Source organism: Pseudomonas sp. AO-1, assembly GCF_019775695.1.
GTDB lineage: Bacteria > Pseudomonadota > Gammaproteobacteria > Pseudomonadales > Pseudomonadaceae > Aquipseudomonas > Aquipseudomonas parakoreensis.
Genome location: NZ_CP079947.1, coordinates 6,633,402 through 6,653,915, shown reverse-complemented (window position 1 = coordinate 6,653,915; position 20,514 = coordinate 6,633,402). Strand labels below are relative to the sequence as shown.

Genomic DNA, 20,514 nt, shown 5'->3' with positions numbered 1-20,514 from the left:
TAAGAGTTATGGACCGGGTTTACTCTCGCTCATCCAAAGGATGATGGCCTGGTAATCCTCGGCACTGCAGTCCATGCACAAACCACGCGGCGGCATCGCCTTGAAACCCTGGGTCACGTGTTGCACCAGCGTCTCCATACCTTTCGCCAACCTCGGCGTCCAAGCTGCCTGATCGCCTCTTTCGGGCGCCATGGGTAGTTGGCCGGAATGACAGGCACCACAAACACGGTTGTACACGGCTTCCGGTTCCTGTGTAGCCTGTGCGCCGCAAAGCGGTATCAGGACTCCGGCAGCCAGCAGCCATTTCGTCATAAAACGACCTTTTCAGGGTTGAGAGCGTTCTGCGTTCTGATGCGCAATCAAGGTCTTTGGCTCTCGTGAACTTCATCCTTCGCTGGGACAAAGCACACACAAAATCTGCGGCATTATATACTGGCGTCACTGAAACGGAAGCGACACCGCGTTCCGCGCCCAATCCCGGCGCCGCCCACATCGGAAATCCCATGCAACTCAAGAATCCCATCCTCGGCCTGTGCCAACAGTCCACGTTCATGCTCAGTGCCGCCAAAGTCGATCAATGCCCTGACGACGAAGGCTTCGAAGTGGCGTTCGCCGGTCGTTCCAACGCCGGTAAATCCAGCGCGCTGAACACCCTGACTCACGCCAGCCTGGCGCGCACCTCGAAAACTCCGGGTCGCACACAGCTGTTGAACTTCTTCAAGCTAGACGATGAACGGCGTCTGGTCGACCTGCCGGGCTACGGTTATGCAAAAGTACCGATCCCGCTCAAGCAACACTGGCAGCGTCACCTCGAGGCGTACCTCGGTGGCCGCGAGAGTTTGAAGGGTTTGATTCTGATGATGGACATCCGTCATCCAATGACCGACTTCGACCTGTTGATGCTCGACTGGGCCGTCGCCGCCGGCATGCCGATGCACATTCTGCTGACCAAGGCCGACAAACTGACCTACGGTGCCGCCAAGAACACGCTGCTCAAGGTGCAGTCGGAAATCCGCAAGGGCTGGGGGGATCGGGTGACGATCCAGCTGTTTTCCGCGCCCAAACGCATGGGCCTGGAAGAGGCCTACACTGTGTTGGCAGGCTGGATGGAACTGGCGGACAAAGGTGCGGAAGCCGCGGCTGAATAATCAGGATATGGAAAATTGGTTGTAGTGCGGTCAGGCAAGGCAAAAGCGTTACTAAAAAGCGGAGTTTAGGGAACCTGAATGAGCATTTTTAGTAACGCTTTTAACGCAGCATGACCGCGCTACAGCCGATTTTTGGGTAAAAAAAGCCCCGGACTTCATATGGGGAGGGAGAAGTTCCGGGGTTTAAGTTCCGAACCGCTAGGGCGGGGTTCAGATATCTGCCAACACTTAACACAACATAGGAGCATCGAAGGGCTTCACCAGCCATTCAGTATCTCTGAGTAGTGAGTTGTCAGATTAGTTCAGATTTTTTTCAAAAAGCTTTGGAATAAGCCCAAGCGCGATTCGAAATAAGGCCATTCCGGGCATTTGCCGCGACAGTGTGTCGCGGCAAATGCCCGGTCCAGACGCCTTAGTGCGCCTCATCCCAGTTGTTGCCGACGCCGACTTCCACCAGCAACGGTACGTCCAGTTTCGCCGCTTCGCTCATATGCAGGCGGATTTCCTGACTCACCTGCTCAACCAGATCCTCGCGAACCTCCAGCACCAGTTCGTCGTGCACCTGCAGGATGACCTTGGCGTCCAGCCCGGACGCTGTCAGCCAGTTATCCACCGCCACCATGGCTTTCTTGATGATGTCGGCCGCGGTGCCTTGCATCGGCGCATTGATCGCCGTGCGTTCGGCGGCGGCGCGTTCCTGCGGCTTGTTCGAGTTGATTTCCGGCAGGTACAGGCGCCGACCGAAGAAGGTCTCGACGTAACCCTGATCCGCAGCCTGCTTACGGGTGCGCTCCATGTATTCGCGCACACCCGGGTAGCGGGCGAAGTAGGTGTCGATGTAGGCCTTGGCGGTCTTGGTGTCGACGCCGATGTCCTTGCCGAGCTTCTGCGCGCCCATGCCATAGATCAGGCCGAAGTTGATCGCCTTGGCGCCACGGCGCTGGTCGGAGGTCACTTCGTTGAGCTCGACCTTGAATACTTCGGCAGCGGTGGCGGTGTGCACGTCCAGATTGTTGCGGAAGGCGTTCATCAAGCCTTCGTCCTTGGACAAGTGGGCCATGATCCGCAGTTCGATTTGCGAATAGTCCGCCGCCAGCAACTTGTAGCCTTTCGGCGCGACGAACGCCTGACGAATGCGGCGGCCTTCAGCGGTGCGCACCGGAATGTTCTGCAGGTTCGGATCGCTGGAAGACAAGCGTCCGGTGGACGCCACAGCCTGATGGTACGACGTGTGGATACGTCCGGTGCGCGGGTTGATCTGCTCCGGCAGGCGGTCGGTATAGGTGCTTTTCAGCTTGCTCATGGAGCGATGCTCCATCAGCACTTTCGGCAGTCGATGATCGTCTTCGGCGAGTTTCGCCAGCACTTCCTCGGCGGTCGATGGTTGGCCCTTGGCGGTTTTCTTCAGCACCGGCAGGCCAAGTTTTTCGTAGAGGATCACGCCCAACTGCTTCGGCGAGCCGAGGTTGAACTCTTCGCCAGCGATCTCGAACGCTTCGCGCTCCAGAGCGACCATCTTGTTGCCCAGCTCGATGCTCTGGATGCCGAGCAGCTCGGCGTCGACGAACGCGCCCTGACGCTCGATGCGCGCCAACACCGGTACCAGCGGGATTTCGATGTCGGTCAGGACGCTGGCCAGGCTCGGGATCGCGCTGAGTTTTTCAAACAGAGTCTGGTGCAGACGCAGGGTGATGTCGGCGTCTTCGGCGGCATACGGGCCGGCCTGCTCCAGAGCGATCTGGTCGAAGGTCAGCTGTTTGGCGCCTTTGCCGGCGATGTCCTGAAAACTCACAGTGGTGTGATCCAGGTACTTCTGCGCAAGACTGTCCATGTCGTGGCGGGTGGCGGTGGAGTTGAGTACGTAGGACTCAAGCATGGTGTCGAAGGCAATCCCGCGCACATTGATGCCTTGGCTCTGATCGCCGCCAATGGCGCAGTTGGCCAGAATGTTCATGTCGAACTTGGCGTGCTGGCCGACCTTGAGTTTGTTCGGGTCTTCCAGGATTGGCTTCAGCGCGCGCAGCACAGTGTCGCGATCCAGTTGCTCGGGCACGCCGATGTAGGAGTGGGTCAGCGGGATATAGGCCGCTTCGTTGGCCTGCACCGCGAACGACAGACCGACCAATTGCGCCTGTTGCGCGTCGATGCCTGTGGTTTCGGTGTCGAAGGCGAACAGCTTGGCGTTGTTCAGTTTTTCCAGCCAGACATCGAAACGCGCCTGATCGAGGATGGTTTCGTAAGCGGCTTCGGCAGGGGCGGCGGGCACTTCGGCTGGCGGCGCGCTAAACAGATCGCCCGCCGGCGCAGGCTCGGCGGCTGCGCTCAGCTCCTGGCGCTTGGCGTCGCGATCAAGGTCATTCAGCCAGCTCTTGAATTCCAGCAGGGTGTACAACTCGTAGAGCTTGGCCGGGTCTTCCGGGCCCATTTGCAGGTCATCGAGGCCAATGTCCAGCGGCACGTCGACCTTGATCGTTGCCAGTTGATAGGAGAGGAAGGCCATCTCCTTGTGCTCTTCAAGCTTGGCCGGCAGAGTCTTGGCCCCGCGAATCGGCAGGGTCGGGACGATGTCGAGGTTTGCATAAAGCTCGGTGAGGCCGCCGTTAACGCCGACCAGCAGGCCGGACGCGGTCTTCGGGCCGATGCCGGGAACGCCTGGGATGTTGTCGGAAGAATCGCCCATCAGTGCCAGATAATCGATGATCTGCTCCGGAGCGACGCCGAATTTCTCCTTTACGCCCTCAACGTCCATCGAGCTACCGGACATGGTGTTGACCAAGGTAATGTGGCCGTCGACCAATTGCGCCATGTCCTTGTCGCCGGTGGAAATGATCACCGGGCGAGCGGCTGCCGCGCTGCTGCGGGCGAGGGTGCCGATCACGTCGTCAGCCTCGACGCCCTCCACGCACAACAGCGGGAAGCCGAGAGCAATCACGCTCTGGTGCAGCGGCTCGATCTGCACGCGCATGTCGTCGGGCATGCTGGGGCGATTGGCCTTGTATTCGGCGTACATCTCATCGCGAAACGTCCCGCCCTTGGCATCGAAAACCACGGCGAACGGGCTGTCCGGATACTGCTTGCGCAGACTCTTGAGCATGTTCAGCACACCTTTGACCGCACCGGTCGGCAGGCCTTTGGAGGTGGTCAGCGGTGGCAGTGCATGGAAAGCGCGGTACAGGTAAGACGAACCGTCCACCAGGACGAGGGGGGCTTGGCTCATGAGCAGAATCAACCTTTTCGGCGGGCCCGGCGCTAGAATAGCGGGACCGTTGACGACAAAGGGACAAGGTTATCATGCGTACGTTAAATCGCTTGCTGCTGGTCGGTTTGATTGCTGTCTCACCATTGGCCGCGATGGCGGCGGATGATGCGCCGTCGAAGGAGCCGGAAGTTACCATTAACACGCACACCGAGGGCGACAAGGTCATTCAGGAATACAGCCGCAGTGGCTTCGTGTATGCGATCAAGGTCACGCCGAAGGGCGGCAAACCGTATTTCCTGGTGCGCGCCGATGGTTCGGACGTGAACTACATCCGTTCCGACCAGCCGGATATGCTGATTCCGTCGTGGGAAATCTTTACCTGGAAGTAAGATTCCTGACTTTTTAATCGGCGCCGCTTGATCGCGGCGCCCGAACTGAGCAGTTTTTAACCATGTCTGTGTTCACCCCCCTGGCTCGGCCAGAGCTGGAAACCTTTCTTGCCCCTTACGGGCTTGGCCGTCTGCTTGATTTCCAGGGGATCGCCGCCGGCAGCGAAAACACCAACTTCTTTATCAGCCTGGAGCAGGGCGAATTCGTCCTGACCCTGGTCGAACGTGGCCCGGTGCAGGAAATGCCGTTCTTCATCGACCTGCTCGACGTACTGCACGAGGCCGATCTGCCGGTGCCCTATGCGCTGCGCACCACCGACGGCGTGGCCCTGCGTGAGCTCAAGGGTAAACCGGCCTTACTCCAGCCGCGGTTGTCCGGCAAGCACATCAAAGTCGCCAACGCCCAGCATTGCGCGCAGGTCGGTGAGTTGCAGGCGCATCTGCACCTGGCGACCCAGGGCGAGCGCATGATCAAGCGCAAGACCGATCGTGGCCTGGACTGGATGCTGGACGAGGGCAACGAGTTTCTCTCGCACTTGAGCGACGAGCCGCGTGCGCTGCTGCACAAGGCGCTGGATGAAATCACCCTGCAGAAAGACAAAATTCTTGCGTTGCCACGGGCGAACATTCATGCCGATCTGTTCCGCGACAATGCGATGTTCGAAGGCACGCACCTGACCGGGTTGATCGATTTTTACAACGCCTGCTCGGGGCCGATGCTCTACGACGTGGCGATCGCCTTGAATGACTGGTGTTCGGACGAGGATGGCCTGATTGATGGTCCGCGTGCCCGCGCATTCCTTGGCGCCTATGCGGCGCTGCGTCCGTTCACTGCCGCTGAAGCTGAACTCTGGCCGACCATGCTGCGCGTGGCCTGTGTGCGGTTCTGGCTGTCACGGTTGATCGCCGCCGAGCAGTTTGCCGGGCAGGACGTGCTGATTCATGATCCGCGGGAGTTCGAGCAGCGACTGGCGCAGCGGCAGCAGGTTCATACGCCGTTGCCTTTCGCCCTTTAAAATCAAAAGATCGCAGCCTTCGGCAGCTCCTACACAGTAAACCCTGTAGGAGCTGCCGAAGGCTGCGATCTTTTGCTTTGGGGTTACAACGATTCCAGGCAGCCGGCCAAATCGTTGCCCAACTTCTCCAGCACCTGCTCATACCCCTGAGCGGTCGCCGGCGTATAGCCGCCCAGCGCATCCAGCTCCGCCAGCTTCACCGGCAGGCCCGCCACGAGGGTTTCCGCCAGGCGTGGACGCAGTGGCGGTTCGCTGAACACACAGGTCTTGCCCACTTCCTGCAGGCGTTTGCGCATCGCGGCGACATGTTGCGCGCCCGGTTGTACTTCGGCGGCCACGCTGAACACGCCAGTGTGTTTCAGGCCGTAAGCATCCTCGAAATAGTCGAAGGCTTCGTGGAATACGAAATACGGCTTGCGTTCAACGCTGGCCAGACGCTGCTTCAGCCGCGCGTCCAACGCATCGAGACGCTCATCGAAGGCCTTGGCGTTGCGCTGATAGCGTTCGGCGTTGGCCGGATCGGCAGCGCTGAGGTCGGCAGCCATTTTCCCGGCAATGACTCGGGCGTTGACCGGCGATAGCCACAAATGCGCGTCCAGCGTACCCGGACGATGATCGTGATCATGCTCGTCGGCGTCTTCGGCGTGGGAGTGGCTGTCTTCGGCGAAGCGGCGCAGTTTCATACCCGGCAGATCCTGCACGGCCACGCTTGGCAGCGTTCGACCGTTGAGCACACGCGGCAGGAAACCTTCCATATCCGGGCCGATCCAGTACAGCAGGTCCACCGATTGCACCTTGCGCACGTCGGACGGGCGTAGTGCGTAGTTATGCGGCGAGGCACCCGGTGGCAGCAGCACTTCCGGGATGGCCACACCGTCCTGGACCGCTGCAGCGATCAACTGCAACGGTTTGATGCTGGTGAGAACCTTGACCTCGGCCTGAGCCGAACCGATCAGCAGAAAACTGGCGACAAAAGCCACAAAAACAGAAAAAAGTCGGGACACGATGACCACTCAAGGAGGCGAGAACGGGTAACATAATAACGTCTCTATCAAAACTCGTCGCCGCCCATGCCTATTACACCGATTGCCAGCCGTCCCCACGACCACTCTCATTGCGTGCACAGCGCACTGACCGAGGCCGATACCTTGTGCGCCCAGAAAGGCCTGCGCCTGACTGCGCTGCGCCGGCGGGTGCTGGAACTGGTGTGGCAGAGCCACAAGCCACTGGGCGCTTATGACATTCTCGCGGTACTGAGCGAGCAGGACGGCCGTCGCGCCGCGCCGCCAACCGTTTACCGCGCGCTGGATTTCCTGCTGGAAAACGGTTTGGTGCACCGCATCTCTTCACTCAACGCCTTCGTTGGCTGTGTGCATCCGGAGCATGCGCATCAGGGCCAGTTCCTGATCTGCCGCGAGTGCCACGCCGCAATCGAGCTGGAACAGAAAGCCATCAGCGACGCGATTATCCACAGCGCCAAAGACGTCGGGTTCATTGTCGAAGCGCAGACCGTCGAAGTGGTCGGCCTGTGCGCCGGTTGCCAGGGGGCTTGATGAGCAACCCGTTGATCCGTCTTCAGCACGTTGCTGTCACGTTTGCCGGGCAGACCGTGCTCGACAACATTGAGCTGAGCGTCGAGCCGGGGCAGATCGTCACCCTGATCGGCCCCAACGGCGCCGGCAAGACCACCCTCGTGCGCGCCGTACTCGGGCTGCTGAAGCCGGACAGCGGCAGCGTCTGGCGCAAGCCGAAACTGCGCGTTGGCTACATGCCGCAAAAGCTGCACGTCGACCCGACCTTGCCGCTGTCGGTGCTGCGCTTTCTGCGCCTGGTGCCCGGTGTAGACCGCCCGCGCGCGTTGGCGGCGCTGAAAGAAGTCGGCGCCGAACACGTCATCGACAGCCCGGTGCAAAGTGTTTCCGGCGGTGAAATGCAGCGCGTGCTGCTGGCCCGGGCGCTGCTGCGCGAGCCGGAGCTGTTGGTGCTGGATGAGCCGGTGCAGGGCGTCGATGTCGCCGGACAGGCCGAGCTGTACAGCCTGATCACCCGCCTGCGCGACCGTCACGGTTGCGGCGTGCTGATGGTGTCCCACGATCTGCATCTGGTGATGAGCACCACTGATCAGGTGGTGTGTCTGAATCGCCACGTCTGCTGCTCCGGGCACCCCGAGCAGGTCAGCGGCGATCCGGCGTTCGTCGAGCTGTTCGGCAAAAATGCGCCGAGCCTGGCGATCTATCACCACCATCACGACCACGCCCATGACCTGCACGGTTCGGTGGTCAAGGCGCCCGGTGCGGGCCACACCCACGTTCACGGAGACCACTGCAAGCATGGCTGATTTTCTGTTGTATGCCCTGCTTGCAGGTCTGGCACTGGCGGTGGTCGCCGGGCCACTTGGTTCGTTTGTGGTCTGGCGGCGCATGGCCTACTTCGGCGACACCCTGTCCCACGCCGCGTTGCTCGGCGTGGCGCTGGGCTTTCTGCTGGATGTCAGCCCGACGGTCGCGGTGACCGTCGGCTGCCTGCTGCTGGCAGTGTTGCTGGTGACCTTGCAGCAGCGTCAACCGCTGGCCTCCGACACGCTGTTGGGGATTCTTGCACCGAGCACGCTCTCTCTTGGCCTGGTGGTACTAAGCTTCATGCATGAAGTGCGGATCGACCTGATGGCCTATCTGTTCGGCGACCTGCTGGCGATCAGTCCGACCGACCTGGCGTGGATCCTCGGCGGCAGCGCGGCAGTGCTGGTGTTGTTGGTGACGCTGTGGCGACCGCTGCTGGCGATCACCGTGCATGAAGAATTGGCCAAGGTCGAAGGTCTGCCGGTAGCGGGCCTGCGCATGGCGCTGATGCTGTTGATTGCGGTGGTGATCGCGGTGGCGATGAAAATCGTCGGTGTGTTGCTGATCACTTCGCTGCTGATCATCCCGGCGGCTGCGGCACAGCGTCACGCCCGCTCGCCGGAGCAGATGGCGCTGGGCGCGAGCCTGCTGGGCATGCTCGCCGTGTGTGGCGGGCTGGCGCTGTCATGGTTCAAGGACACCCCGGCGGGGCCGTCCATCGTTGTGACGGCGGCCGCACTGTTTCTGCTGAGTTTTGTTCTGCCCCGTCGAGGGGTGTAGACTTGCTCGCTTTTTGCGCAATTAGAGAGTCGCAGGAATGAAGCCGTTCGCCTCCCGTTATCTGCTCCTTGTCGCATTTTCCGTGCTGCTGGGCGCCTGCCAAAGCACGCCGCCGGTGGCCGAAGCCCCCGACGCGCGGGCCACGGCCATCGCACAGCTGGAGCAAAGCCTGGCCAGCAGCGAACTGGCCACCGCCGAAGACCAATTGGCCGCCTTGCAGGCACAGAACCCCAACGATCAGTCCCTTGAGCAATACCAGCGCCAGCTGGCCGAAGCCTACTTGCGCCGCAGCCAGATCGTATTGCAGAAAGGTGATGTGAATGCGGCAGCCACCGCGCTGAGCCGCGCCCGTGCCCTGATGCCCAAAGCCCCGGCGCTGACCGGTGGCGTCAATGGCGCCATCACCGAAGCCCGCAAAGCCGAGCTGGAAAAAGCCGAAGCGGCGCTGCTGGCGGCCGAGGCCAAACCGAAAGCCAAGGTCATTGATCCGACTGCCGAAAGCACCACGGTGGCGTTGAACATCAACGACAGCCGCAAACTTCGCCGGCAACTGGATGCGATCGCCGCCGATGTGGTGAATTACGAGTGTGCTGTGAGCATTCAGGCGCCGCGGACTCAGGATTATCCTTGGCTGGCGACGTTGCTGAAAAAACGTGTGAAGAAATTGAATCCGGATTTCGAGCTGAAGATTGAAAAGCAGATCCTGCGCACCGTGCCGGCGCAGATGGTCTTGATTCCAGCCAAACCCTAAAAGATCGCAGCCTCCGGCAGCTCCTACAGGTGCAAGTAAACCCTGTAGGAGCTGCCGAAGGCTGCGATCTTTTGCTTTAGGCTGGAATGGCCTTGGCCTTAGGCTCCCGCGCCCAGACCCGGTGTTGCCCGATCGCCGCAAAGAACGGCTTGGTCAATCCCGGCACATCCTTGCCCTGCAGCAACCCGTCATCCGCCTCCAGCTTCAGCAGATCCTGCAACTGTTTGGCATCGCCGTGCAGCGCAATCGCCTTCAGGTGCTTGTACGCCTCCAGCAGGTAATGCAACGCCACGCCGTCACCGCTCAACGCCTTGATCGACGCCGCGCCACCCGGCACGAACACCGCATCGAAGATCACTGAAGGCATGCCTTCCATGGAGGCGTCCACTGCCAGGGCTTTGCCGTCGGCAGTCTTCACCGGTGCCGAAGTCGGGCCGAGCAGCTTGGCGTGTGCGCCTTCAGCCGCCAAAGCCTTTTTCATCGCATCGATCGCCGCACCATCGACGCCGTTAGCGGCAAGAATCGCCACTTTGCGAGTTTTGATGTCCTCTGGCAGCAGATTCGCTTGGCTCAGCGCCGGCGAATGATCGAACGAAGTCTTGCGCACCTCGACCGTGCCTTTGCTCGGCGCCGGTAACCCGAGGTTGGCCGCCACGCGCTTGGCCAATTCCAGGTCAATGTTGGCGAGAATCTCGTTCACCTGCCGTGCACGGATGAACTCACGTTCGACCTTGCCCAGCTCGAAGCTGTAGGCGGCGATGATGTGTTCCTTCTCGTGCTCGCTCATGCTGTTGAAGAACAGCCGCGCTTGCGAGAAGTGATCGCTGAACGACTCGCTGCGCTGGCGGATCTTGTTCGCATCGATGCGTTCCGGATAACTCTCGAAGCCGCCGTCTTTAGCCGCCGGTGGGGTTTCCTTCGGCCAGCCGCCATCAATCGAGTTCGGCTCGTAGGAAGCGCGACCCTTGTCGATCACCGTGCGGTGCTGCGCGTCGCGCTGGCCGTTGTGGAATGGTGCTACTGGGCGGTTGATCGGCAGCTCATGAAAGTTCGGCCCACCGAGTCGGCTTATTTGCGTGTCGGTGTAGGAAAACAGCCGACCTTGCAGCAATGGATCGTTGGAGAAGTCGATTCCCGGCACGATGTGGCCGGGGCAAAACGCGACCTGCTCGGTCTCGGCGAAGAAGTTGTCCGGGTTGCGGTTCAGGGTCATCTTGCCCAGCGGGGTGATCGGCACGATTTCTTCGGGGATCAGCTTGGTCGGGTCGAGGATGTCGAAATCGAAGTCGTGTTCGTTTTCCTCCTCGATGATCTGTACGCCCAGCTCCCATTCCGGGTAGTCGCCCATCTCGATGGCTTCCCAGAGATCGCGACGGTGGTAGTCGGTGTCTTTACCGGCGAGCTTCTGCGCCTCGTCCCACACCAGCGAGCAGGTGCCGGCGGTCGGGCGCCAGTGGAATTTGACGAAGCGCGATTTGCCCTCGGCATTGATCAGGCGGAAGGTGTGCACGCCAAAGCCCTGCATGCTGCGCAGGCTTTTCGGAATCGCCCGGTCGGACATGGCCCAGATCACCATGTGCGCCGATTCCGGCACCAGCGAGACAAAGTCCCAGAACGTGTCGTGGGCCGAGCCGCCGGTCGGGATCTCATTGTGCGGCTCGGGTTTCACCGCGTGGACGAAGTCGGGAAACTTGATCGCGTCCTGAATGAAGAACACCGGCATGTTGTTGCCGACCAGGTCGAAGTTGCCTTCGTCGGTGAAGAATTTCACCGCGAAACCGCGCACGTCACGCACGGTATCGCCGGAACCACGCGGCCCCTGCACCGTGGAAAAGCGCACGAACACCGGAGTCTTTTTCCCCGGGTCCTGCAGGAAACCGGCCTTGGTCAGCGCCGAATGGTTCTCGTAGGCCTGAAAGAAACCGTGAGCGCCCGTACCGCGGGCATGGACGATGCGCTCCGGAATGCGTTCGTGGTCAAAGTGCGTGATTTTCTCACGCATGATGAAGTCTTCCAGCAACGACGGCCCGCGCGGTCCGGCCTTGAGGGTATTCTGGTTATCGGCGACCTTCACCCCCTGATTGGTGCGCAGGGCCTGGCCGGTAGCGTCGGAGCGAAACTTCTCCAGGATGTCGAGTTTGGCGTTGGTGTTGGCGCGATCCTTGGTATCGGTTCCGGCCAGCTGGCTTTTGTCGGTGGTAGGTTTCTTGCTGCTCATCAGACGTAAACTCCTCGGTTGACCCCGTTTCCACGGGGACTCTTGAGCGTTTCCGGGCACGGTTACCCAGGGTTTCAAGTCGCTGAACTAGTGACCAATGAGCAGGAACGAGCGTTCCTTTTTTATGACCTTTGATCTTGTTATTGCCAAATCGAAGGTTAATTGCGAAATAAATGCTAAGAACCTCTATACGGACAGGCTAAAATGCGCGCCCGGCTAACCGCTGATCCTTTTCTAACGCGCCCCACAAGGTTCGCTACGTGATCGAGTTTCAAAACGTCCACAAAACTTACCGCGTCGCCGGTAAGGACATCCCCGCCCTGCACCCGACCAGTCTTTCGATTGAAAACGGTCAGGTCTTCGGCCTGATTGGCCATTCCGGTGCGGGAAAAAGTACCCTGCTGCGCCTGATCAATCGCCTGGAAGACTCCAGCGGCGGCAAGATCATCGTCGACGGCGAAGAAGTCACCGCGCTGGACGCCAACGGCCTGCGCCGTTTCCGCCAGCAAGTCGGGATGATCTTCCAGCACTTCAACCTGCTCGCTTCCAAGACCGTGGCTGACAACGTCGCGCTGCCGCTGACCCTGGCCGGCGAACTGTCGAGCAGCGAGATCAATCAGCGCGTCGCCGAATTGCTGGCGCGGGTCGGTCTGTCTGATCACGCCAAAAAATATCCGGCGCAGCTGTCCGGCGGCCAGAAACAGCGCGTCGGCATCGCCCGCGCCCTGGCGACCAAGCCGAAGATTCTGCTGTGCGACGAGGCCACCAGCGCCCTCGACCCGCAGACCACCGCCTCGGTTCTGCAATTGTTGGCCGAGATCAACCGTGAGCTGAAATTGACCATCGTCCTGATCACCCACGAGATGGACGTGATCCGTCGCGTCTGCGATCAGGTCGCGGTGATGGACGCCGGGGTGATCGTCGAGCAAGGTTCGGTGGCCGATGTGTTCCTGCATCCGCAGCACCCGACCACCAAGCGTTTCGTGCAGGAAAGCGAGCAGATCGACGAAAGCGAACAGCGCGATGACTTCGCTCACGTGCCGGGCCGCATCGTGCGTCTGACCTTCCAGGGCGAAGCGACCTACGCGCCGTTGCTCGGTACCGTTGCCCGGGAAACCGGGGTCGACTACAGCATCCTTGCCGGTCGTATCGACCGCATCAAAGACATTCCGTACGGGCAGTTGACCCTCGCCGTCACCGGTGGCGACATGGAGGCGGCCTTTGCCCGCTTCACCGCCGCTGACGTTCATATGGAGGTGCTGCGTTAATGGAAATGCTCAAGGCTTTTTTCGAAAACATCGATTGGCTGGAAATCTGGCTGGCCACGGGCGACACCCTGCTGATGCTCGGTGGTTCGCTGCTGTTCACCGTATTGCTCGGCCTGCCGCTGGGCGTGCTGCTGTTCCTCTGCAGCCCGCGGCAGTTGCTGGAAAACCGTGGCTTCTACGCCTTCATGTCGTTGGCGGTGAACATCCTGCGTTCGCTGCCGTTCATCATTCTGCTGATCGTGATGATTCCGTTCACTGTGCTGATCACTGGTACCTCGCTGGGCGTGGCCGGTGCGATTCCGCCGCTGGTGGTGGGTGCGACGCCGTTCTTCGCGCGTCTGGTGGAAACCGCGCTGCGTGAAGTCGATCGCGGCATCATCGAAGCTACTCAATCGATGGGTGCGACCACCCGGCAGATCATCATGAACGCCTTGCTGCCTGAGGCCCGTCCAGGCATCTTCGCCGCGATTACGGTGACCGCGATTACTCTGGTGTCCTACACGGCAATGGCCGGTGTGGTCGGCGCCGGTGGTCTGGGTGACCTGGCGATCCGTTTCGGCTACCAGCGTTTCCAGACTGACGTGATGATCGTCACCGTGGTGTTGCTGCTGATTCTGGTACAAGTGCTGCAAATGGTGGGCGACCGTCTGGTCGTGCATTTCTCGCGCAAATAACCGGTTTTTGTAATCAAGAGATGAGCCGGCCATTCGCTGGCAGGCGCCACACGGGCGCTTTGAAAAGGAGTTAGCTGAATGAAAAAACTGATCGCTGCTTTCGCTGCCGTAGCCGCTTTTTCGGCCCACGCTGAAACCCTGACCGTTGCCGCCACCCCGGTGCCGCACGCGGAAATCCTCGAATTCGTGAAGCCGGCCCTGGCCAAGGAAGGCGTGGATCTGAAGGTCAAGGTCTTCACCGACTACATTCAGCCGAACGTACAGGTGGCCGAGAAGCGCCTGGACGCCAACTTTTTCCAGCACCAGCCGTACCTCGATGAGTTCAACAAGGCCAAGGGCACCAGCCTGGTGGCGGTGACCGGCGTGCATCTGGAGCCGCTGGGCGCGTACTCGAACAAGATCAAGGATCTGAAGGATCTGCCAAGCGGTGCCAACGTGGTGATTCCGAACGACGCCACCAACGGCGGCCGCGCGCTGTTGCTGCTGGCCAAGGCCGGCCTGATCACCCTGAAGGATCCGACCAACATCCTGTCGACCCTGAAAGACATCGCGCAGAACCCGAAAGACCTGAAAATCCGTGAACTGGAAGCCGCGACCATCCCGCGCGTGCTGACCCAGGTCGATCTGGCGCTGATCAACACCAACTACGCGTTGGAAGCCAAGCTCGATCCGTCCAAGGATGCGCTGGTGATCGAAGGCAACGACTCGCCGTACGTGAACATCCTGGTGTCCCGTGCGGACAACAAGGACAGCGACGCGATGCAGAAACTGGCGGCTGCGCTGCACAGCCCGGAAGTGAAGAAATTCATCACCGAGAAGTACAAAGGCGCGGTATTGCCGGCGTTCTGATACAGGACCGGACAGGCGCAATAAAAAGGCGATCCCTCGGGATCGCCTTTTTTATGGGGCAAATTCCCCTGTAGGAGCTGTCGAGTGGAACGAGGCTGCGATCTTTTGATCTTGCTGTTGAAGATCAGAGCAAAAGATCGCAGCCTTCGGCAGCTCCTACAGAGAAATGTTTACCCCTGCAGGCACTGCATTATTTGCGGTTGAGCATTACTGGCAGCTGCGCAACCAGTTTGGCGTTGTTCAGCGGCGCACGAATAAAGCCGCGTTGCGTGCCGTCCGGGCCGATCACCGCGAGGTTGCCGCTGTGATCCACCGTGTAATTCGGTTTGCTGGTGTCGGCCGGAATGAACGGAATACTCACCGCATTCGCGACTTTCTGCAGCTCTTCGATCGACTTCGGCGTCAGTCCCACAAACTGCGGATCGAAGTAGCCCAGGTACTGCTTCAACTGCTGCGGGTTGTCGCGGTTCGGGTCGACGCTGACCAGCACGATCTGCAACTTATCCACAGCATCCTTGGGCAACTCGCTCTTGATCTGGCGCAGTTGGGCGAGGGTGGTCGGGCAGATGTCCGGGCAGAAGGTGTAGCCGAAGAACAGCAGACTCCACTTGCCTTTCAACTCGTCGATGGCGACCGGTTGGCCATCCTGATTGGTCATGGTCACGCCCGGCAACGTGCGGCTCTGCGGCAGCAGGATGATGCCGGCGTCGATCAGCGCGGTGGGGTCGCCCTGGCCCTTGCCGCTGAGTACTTTGTTGACGGTCAGTCCCAGGATCAGCGCGATCACGGCGACGAGGATGAAGACGGTTTTCTGGGTTCGAGTCATAGGTTCAACAGTAAGTAGTGGTCTACGAGCAGGGCGATGAACAACAGGAACAAGTAATAAATAGAGTACTTGAAGGTGTTGATCGCCGCGTGCGGCCGAGTGCCACGGTACAGCACCACGGCCCATTGCAGAAACCTTGCGCCGAGGGCGAGGGCGCAGATCAGGTAGAGCACGCCGCTCATGTGGATTACGTATGGCAGCAGGCTCACCGCGAGCAGGGCGAAGGTGTACAGCAGAATATGCACCTTGGTGTAGTGCTCGCCGTGAGTCACCGGCAGCATCGGGATGTCGGCCTTGGCGTATTCCTCCTTGCGATGGATTGCCAGCGCCCAGAAGTGCGGCGGGGTCCAGGCGAAGATGATCAGCACCAGCAGCAACGGTTCGGCGCTGACGTGGCCAGTGGCAGCGGTCCAGCCGAGCAACGGCGGGGCCGCGCCGGCGAGGCCGCCGATGACGATGTTCTGTGGCGTCGCGCGTTTGAGGAAACCGGTGTAGATCACCGCGTAACCCAGCAGCGAAGCCAGTGTCAGCCATGCCGTCAGCGGATTGGTGAACGTCAGCAGCATCGCCTGCCCGAGCAGCGCCAGCACCAGCGCAAAGGTCAGCGCCGCCGCCGGTGAAACCCGGCCCTCGGCCAATGGCCGTTTGTGGGTGCGCGCCATGACCGCATCGATGCGCCGGTCCACCACATGGTTGACCGCCGCCGCGCCGCCGGCACACAACGCAATCCCCAGGTTGCCGAACACCAGCACCGTCCATGGCACCCCGGCGCGGGTCGCGAGGAACATGCCGACCAGCGAGGTGATCAGCATCAGCACCACCACTTTCGGCTTGGTCAGCTCCAGATAGTCACGCCACAGCGCTTGCGCGGGACGTTCGCCGATCAGAAGCGCCATGGCGTTTCTCCTTTTATCGTGATGGGCGCAGCCGAATGTTTACGTGGGCTCAAACGCCAGCGCGCCAACATCGGCTGTTTGACCCGAACCAGACTGGTGCGCGCGTGGTAATTGACCAGCACCATGGTCAGCAGCAGCGCGGCGCCACCGGCGTTGTGGGCCACGGCCACCGGCAGCGGCAGATGAAACAGCACGTTGCTGATGCCAAGGGTGATCTGCGCGCCGAGGGCGACCAGCACCAGCCCGGCGAGCCGGGTCATGCCGACGGCCCTGAGTTGCCAGGCCAGACAGAGCAGCACCAAGGTCACCAGCAGTGCACCGATACGGTGAGTCAAGTGAATCGCCGTGCGCGCATCGCTGTCGAGTTGCCCGCCGAGATAATTGGGGCCGATGTGCTGGGTCAGGTGAAAGCCGTTGGCAAAGTCCGCCGGCGGCAGCCATTGGCCGTGGCAGGTCGGGAAGTCGATGCAGGCCACTGCCGCGTAGTTGGAGCTGACCCAGCCGCCGAGGGCAATCTGGCCGATCACCAGCAACAGCCCCGCCGTCGCCCAATACTGTAAGCGCTTGGGCACGGTCAGCGCCGGCAGCACGCCGGACAGTCTCAACGTCAGCAGGAACAGCAGACTCAAGGTCGCAAAACCGCCGAGCAAATGCCCGGTGACCACTTGCGGCCAGAGCTTGAGCGTCACCGTCCACATGCCGAATGCCGCTTGCGCGAACACCACCGCCAGCAGAAACAGCGGCAGTTTCAGCGGCAGGCCCGGATGACCACGATTGACCCAGGCGCGCCCGGCCAATACCGAAATCAGCAGGCCGAGGGTGCCGGCGAAGTAACGGTGGATCATTTCGTTCCAGCCCTTGTGCGCCACCACCGGCGAGTCGGGGTAATGCAGCTCGGCATGGGCCAGTTGGGCTTCGCTTTTCGGCACGCTGATAAAACCGTAACAGCCCGGCCAGTCCGGACAGCCCAGGCCTGCGTGGGTCAGGCGGGTGTAGGCGCCGAGCAGCACGACGATCAGTGCCAGCAGGGTGGCAAACAACGCGAGGCGAAATCCAGGTTTGGCCATGACGATGCCCTTATCCGATGTTCGACAGTTTCAGCAGGTGGCGCAGGTCGTTGAGCAGATCCTTGCCCTTCACGCTCGGGTCGTAGCGCAGCACCAGGTTGCCGTGCGGGTCGATGATCCACAGTTGCGGCGTGGCCTTGTCGCCGGTGGCCTTGCTCAACGCTGCGCTGTCCAGCGGGTAGCGTTGCAGCTGCGGGTATTCGCGGGTCAGCTTGGCTTCGTAGTCGGCGCTCAGCGGCTGTGCAGCGGCGAGGGCGTGGCTGGCGCGACCGGCGTCGCGACCGAGGCCGATCTGGATCTGCCGGGCGAGGTACACCAGTTGCTGACAGTCCACTGCGCAATCTTTCGGCGCGGTCACCAGCATCTGCCAGCGTTGCTCATCGGCCTGCACGCCGAGGTCGGCGCGGGTCTGGCCGTTGCCGATCAGTTCGCCGTGATAGCTGCGACCTTCCGGCACCCAGAACTGCAATTTGTACATGCCGGTGGCGAGAATCATCGGGCCGACTACGCCGAGCACAATCAGCAACAGCTGGATCCGCCCACGGCGGCGGGTGGCCGGGGTTTTCGCCTCAGACATGCTGGGTGGATTCATGGCCGTTCCCATGGTGGTTCTCCTTTGCGTTGTGCAATCCAAGGTAGAGGTAGAGACCGAGCAGGGCGGTGGCCATGGCGAACCACTGCACGGCGTATCCAAGGTGTTTTTCCGGACCCATGGCCACCACCGGCCAGTCGGCCTCGTAACTGGCAGGACCGGGTTCGGCGCGCAGTTCATAGGCGAAGCCGTCGCGATCGAGGGTTTTCCACAGCTTGGCCGGCTCGACGGCGGTGACGGTTTGCGGCCAGGTGCTGCTGGCGGGGTCGGCGTGCAACTGGAAGGTCGCGCCGGGGGCGACGTACACCCAGGCATCGATATTCACGGCATCGGCCGGGGTTTTGAATTGCGGGGTAACGCGGCGGTCCGGCCAAGCCAGCCAGCCGCGATTGACTAGCAGCCACTGGCCGCTGGCCCGATCCTGAAACGGTTGCAGCAGCTCGATACCGACCTTGCCGTTGCGCTGGCGGTTGTCGAGCAGCAGGCTGTGGGCGCCATCGAACTGGCCGTACAGATGCACACGGCGAAAGGCCGGGTCGGCGCTGTGCAGCAATTCGCTGCTGGCCATCGGCTCGGCCGCGCGGCGTTCGGCGTAACTGGCGAGCAGGGCGGTTTTCTCCGCGCCCCGACCGAGCTGCCAGAAACCCAGCGACACCAGCAACGGCAGCAACAGCGCCACCACCACGGTCGGTATCACGCCCGGGCGGAAGCGCTTCATGGCCGCGCCACAAAGTCAGTCGTCGCGATCGCTATACTCAACTGCATCGCCTGTCCCCCGGAGTTCTTCCCATGCTCAAAGCAGCCATTGTCGTGCTGCTGATTGCCACGGTGATCAGCCTGTTCAGCGGCCTGTTTTTCCTGGTCAAGGACGACAGCAGCTCCAATCGTCTGGTAATCGCCTTGAGTGTTCGGGTGGCCCTGGCCGCTGCCACCGTCGGCTTGATTGCCTGGGGCTTCTACAGCGGCCAATTGGTGTCGCACGCGCCTTGGTGATCAGTGCTCAAAGCACATAAACGAAGATGAACAAGCCGATCCACACCACATCGACGAAGTGCCAGTACCAGCTCGCCGCCTCGAAGCCGAACTGATGCTCGGCATCGAAATGGCCCTTCATGATGCGCATCAGCATCACGAACAGAATGATCGTGCCGATGGTCACGTGGGCACCGTGGAAACCGGTGAGCATGAAGAACGTCGCGCCGTAGATGCCCGAACCCAGGGTCAGGCCCAGTTCGTGGTAGGCGTGCATGTATTCCTCGGCCTGCAAGGCGAGGAATCCGCAGCCCAGCAGCACGGTGATCGCCAGCCAGATTTTCAGCGCGCCGCGATGGCCCTTCTTCAAGGCATGGTGGGCGATGGTGATGGTCACACTGGAGCTGACCAGCAGAATCGTGTTGATCAGCGGCAGGCCCCACGGGCTGATGACTTCTTTGGGCGGCGGGAACAGTTTCGGGTCAGGCGTGTGCAGTAGCGGCCAGGTGAACTGGAAGTTCGGCCAGAGCATGTGGGCGATGCCTTTCGGCCCTTCGCCCCCCAGCGCCGGGCCGGAAATATGCCGCACGTAGAACAGCGCACCGAAGAAGGCGATGAAGAACATCACCTCGGAAAAGATGAACCAACTCATGCCCCAGCGGAACGAGCGATCGAGCTGCGGGCTGTACAGCCCGGCGCGACTTTCCTTGATCACCGCGCCGAACCAGCCGAACAGCATGTACGCCAGCAACAGTCCGCCGACGAAAAAGATCAGTGGCCCATGGGATTCAGGGCGCGCGGCCTTCAGATCGTTGAACCAGGTCGCCAGACCGTACACGGTGACGAACATCCCCACCGTGGCGACGATCGGCCATTTGCTCTGGGCCGGGACGTAATAGTGCTCATGAGTTGCCATTTATTGTTCTCCTTATCGGGCACGCTTAACCGCCAGTGTTTGCAGCCACCGGAGGATGTCGGGCGGTGATATCGAACAGCGTGTAGGACAGCGTCAGGTGCTTCACGTCCTTGGGCATGTCGCGGTCAACGATGAAACGCACCGGCATCTCGATCTGCTGACCGGGCTGCAGCACCTGCTGGGTAAAGCAAAAGCATTCGGTCTTGTGGAAATACGCCGCCGCATTGCTCGGCGCGATGCTCGGCACGGCTTGCGCACTCATCGGTTTGTCGGTGGGATTGCGCGCGATGAAAATCATCTCGTTGACCGCGCCGGGGTTGGCGGTCAACTCATCGTGTTTGGGGTAGAACTCCCACGGCATGTCGATGTTGTTGGTCGAGAGAAACTGCACGCGCACCTGGCGTGACTGATCCACCACCTGCTCGCCCTCGTACTGCCCGGCGGTCTTGCCGTTGATGCCGAAGGCCTTGCACATCACGTCGTAGATCGGCACCAGGGCAAAGCCGAAGACAAACATCGCCACCACCACGCCGAGCAGGCGGGTGACCAGTTTCTTCATCGAGATCGAGTCAGCCATGGTTCCAACCTTCCCGGTGATCACTTTTGCCTGGCAA

Annotated in this window: 22 protein-coding genes; 11 read left to right on the top strand and 11 right to left on the bottom strand. The window is 61.0% G+C overall.

Annotated features, from left to right (window positions below; all coding sequences use genetic code 11):
• Window positions 1-6: 6 nt before the first annotated feature.
• Window positions 7-312, bottom strand: a complete 306-nt coding sequence (locus KVQ82_RS30330) for a cytochrome c5 family protein (protein ID WP_041073683.1) — start codon at window positions 310-312, stop codon at window positions 7-9.
• 191 nt (window positions 313-503) lie between these two features.
• Here KVQ82_RS30330 and yihA point away from each other — a divergent pair, with 191 nt between their 5' ends.
• Window positions 504-1,148 (top strand): ribosome biogenesis GTP-binding protein YihA/YsxC, encoded by a 645-nt coding sequence (yihA, locus tag KVQ82_RS30325; RefSeq protein WP_108181262.1) that lies wholly within the window; start codon window positions 504-506, stop codon window positions 1,146-1,148.
• Window positions 1,149-1,560: 412 nt separating this feature from the next.
• On the opposite strand, the gene polA is transcribed toward yihA, so the two are convergent.
• On the bottom strand, window positions 1,561-4,365 hold the full coding sequence (gene polA, locus KVQ82_RS30320; protein WP_108181263.1) for a DNA polymerase I: 2,805 nt from the start codon (window positions 4,363-4,365) through the stop codon (window positions 1,561-1,563).
• A gap of 74 nt (window positions 4,366-4,439) precedes the next feature.
• Between polA and KVQ82_RS30315 the strand changes: the two genes are divergently transcribed.
• Both KVQ82_RS30315 and KVQ82_RS30310 read left to right on the top strand, forming a co-directional pair.
• Window positions 4,440-4,736 (top strand): DUF2782 domain-containing protein, encoded by a 297-nt coding sequence (locus tag KVQ82_RS30315; protein ID WP_041073689.1) that lies wholly within the window; start codon window positions 4,440-4,442, stop codon window positions 4,734-4,736.
• A 62-nt stretch (window positions 4,737-4,798) separates the two neighbouring features.
• Window positions 4,799-5,752, top strand: coding sequence for a homoserine kinase (locus tag KVQ82_RS30310; RefSeq protein WP_222017467.1), 954 nt, complete (start codon window positions 4,799-4,801; stop codon window positions 5,750-5,752).
• Window positions 5,753-5,835: 83 nt separating this feature from the next.
• On the opposite strand, the gene KVQ82_RS30305 is transcribed toward KVQ82_RS30310, so the two are convergent.
• Window positions 5,836-6,756, bottom strand: coding sequence for a zinc ABC transporter substrate-binding protein (locus KVQ82_RS30305; RefSeq protein ID WP_222017466.1), 921 nt, complete (start codon window positions 6,754-6,756; stop codon window positions 5,836-5,838).
• Window positions 6,757-6,822: 66 nt separating this feature from the next.
• Between KVQ82_RS30305 and KVQ82_RS30300 the strand changes: the two genes are divergently transcribed.
• The 4 genes from KVQ82_RS30300 to KVQ82_RS30285 are packed head-to-tail and all read left to right on the top strand — an operon-like array spanning window position 6,823 to window position 9,622.
• Window positions 6,823-7,305: a Fur family transcriptional regulator gene (locus KVQ82_RS30300; protein ID WP_041073695.1), complete on the top strand. Its 483-nt coding sequence runs from the start codon at window positions 6,823-6,825 to the stop codon at window positions 7,303-7,305.
• The gene (gene znuC / locus KVQ82_RS30295; protein WP_041073697.1) at window positions 7,305-8,090 is read left to right on the top strand and encodes a zinc ABC transporter ATP-binding protein ZnuC; all 786 of its coding nucleotides are present in this window, start codon (window positions 7,305-7,307) and stop codon (window positions 8,088-8,090) included. Before KVQ82_RS30300 ends, znuC begins: the two co-directional genes overlap by 1 nt.
• Complete coding sequence (gene znuB / locus KVQ82_RS30290; protein ID WP_041073699.1) at window positions 8,083-8,871, top strand: zinc ABC transporter permease subunit ZnuB; 789 nt, start codon at window positions 8,083-8,085, stop codon at window positions 8,869-8,871. The genes znuC and znuB overlap by 8 nt, the downstream gene beginning before the upstream one ends.
• A 37-nt stretch (window positions 8,872-8,908) precedes the next feature.
• Window positions 8,909-9,622 (top strand): PA5502 family lipoprotein, encoded by a 714-nt coding sequence (locus KVQ82_RS30285; RefSeq protein WP_041073701.1) that lies wholly within the window; start codon window positions 8,909-8,911, stop codon window positions 9,620-9,622.
• Between the two features lie 76 nt (window positions 9,623-9,698).
• On the opposite strand, the gene katE is transcribed toward KVQ82_RS30285, so the two are convergent.
• Complete coding sequence (katE, locus tag KVQ82_RS30280) at window positions 9,699-11,840, bottom strand: catalase HPII (RefSeq protein ID WP_222017465.1); 2,142 nt, start codon at window positions 11,838-11,840, stop codon at window positions 9,699-9,701.
• Window positions 11,841-12,100: 260 nt separating this feature from the next.
• Here katE and KVQ82_RS30275 point away from each other — a divergent pair, with 260 nt between their 5' ends.
• The 3 genes from KVQ82_RS30275 to KVQ82_RS30265 all read left to right on the top strand — a co-directional run bounded on the left by KVQ82_RS30275 (window position 12,101) and on the right by KVQ82_RS30265 (window position 14,631).
• Complete coding sequence (locus KVQ82_RS30275; RefSeq protein ID WP_027610230.1) at window positions 12,101-13,108, top strand: methionine ABC transporter ATP-binding protein; 1,008 nt, start codon at window positions 12,101-12,103, stop codon at window positions 13,106-13,108.
• On the top strand, window positions 13,108-13,782 hold the full coding sequence (locus KVQ82_RS30270) for a methionine ABC transporter permease (RefSeq protein WP_041073706.1): 675 nt from the start codon (window positions 13,108-13,110) through the stop codon (window positions 13,780-13,782). Before KVQ82_RS30275 ends, KVQ82_RS30270 begins: the two co-directional genes overlap by 1 nt.
• Window positions 13,783-13,860: 78 nt before the next feature.
• Window positions 13,861-14,631 (top strand): MetQ/NlpA family ABC transporter substrate-binding protein, encoded by a 771-nt coding sequence (locus KVQ82_RS30265; RefSeq protein WP_041073708.1) that lies wholly within the window; start codon window positions 13,861-13,863, stop codon window positions 14,629-14,631.
• A 190-nt stretch (window positions 14,632-14,821) separates the two neighbouring features.
• Here KVQ82_RS30265 and KVQ82_RS30260 read toward each other — a convergent pair whose 3' ends face one another.
• Genes KVQ82_RS30260 through KVQ82_RS30240 form a run of 5 tightly spaced genes read right to left on the bottom strand, consistent with a single transcriptional unit; the run spans window position 14,822 to window position 18,730 of the window.
• Window positions 14,822-15,457, bottom strand: a complete 636-nt coding sequence (locus KVQ82_RS30260; protein ID WP_007962772.1) for an SCO family protein — start codon at window positions 15,455-15,457, stop codon at window positions 14,822-14,824.
• Complete coding sequence (gene cyoE / locus KVQ82_RS30255) at window positions 15,454-16,353, bottom strand: heme o synthase (protein WP_047297465.1); 900 nt, start codon at window positions 16,351-16,353, stop codon at window positions 15,454-15,456. Before cyoE ends, KVQ82_RS30260 begins: the two co-directional genes overlap by 4 nt.
• Window positions 16,341-17,420 (bottom strand): heme A synthase, encoded by a 1,080-nt coding sequence (locus KVQ82_RS30250; protein ID WP_222017464.1) that lies wholly within the window; start codon window positions 17,418-17,420, stop codon window positions 16,341-16,343. Before KVQ82_RS30250 ends, cyoE begins: the two co-directional genes overlap by 13 nt.
• 10 nt (window positions 17,421-17,430) lie before the next feature.
• On the bottom strand, window positions 17,431-18,024 hold the full coding sequence (locus KVQ82_RS30245; RefSeq protein ID WP_134785094.1) for a hypothetical protein: 594 nt from the start codon (window positions 18,022-18,024) through the stop codon (window positions 17,431-17,433).
• Window positions 17,990-18,730: an SURF1 family protein gene (locus tag KVQ82_RS30240; protein WP_222017463.1), complete on the bottom strand. Its 741-nt coding sequence runs from the start codon at window positions 18,728-18,730 to the stop codon at window positions 17,990-17,992. The genes KVQ82_RS30245 and KVQ82_RS30240 overlap by 35 nt, the downstream gene beginning before the upstream one ends.
• A gap of 71 nt (window positions 18,731-18,801) precedes the next feature.
• Between KVQ82_RS30240 and KVQ82_RS30235 the strand changes: the two genes are divergently transcribed.
• A complete protein-coding gene (locus KVQ82_RS30235) occupies window positions 18,802-19,005 on the top strand; it encodes a twin transmembrane helix small protein (protein WP_041073718.1) in 204 nt (67 codons plus the stop codon).
• Between the two features lie 7 nt (window positions 19,006-19,012).
• Here the strand turns inward: KVQ82_RS30235 and KVQ82_RS30230 are convergent, their stop codons facing one another.
• Window positions 19,013-19,900, bottom strand: a complete 888-nt coding sequence (locus KVQ82_RS30230) for a cytochrome c oxidase subunit 3 (protein WP_121182933.1) — start codon at window positions 19,898-19,900, stop codon at window positions 19,013-19,015.
• A gap of 25 nt (window positions 19,901-19,925) precedes the next feature.
• Window positions 19,926-20,477 (bottom strand): cytochrome c oxidase assembly protein, encoded by a 552-nt coding sequence (locus tag KVQ82_RS30225; RefSeq protein ID WP_222017461.1) that lies wholly within the window; start codon window positions 20,475-20,477, stop codon window positions 19,926-19,928.
• Window positions 20,478-20,514 lie beyond the last annotated feature (37 nt).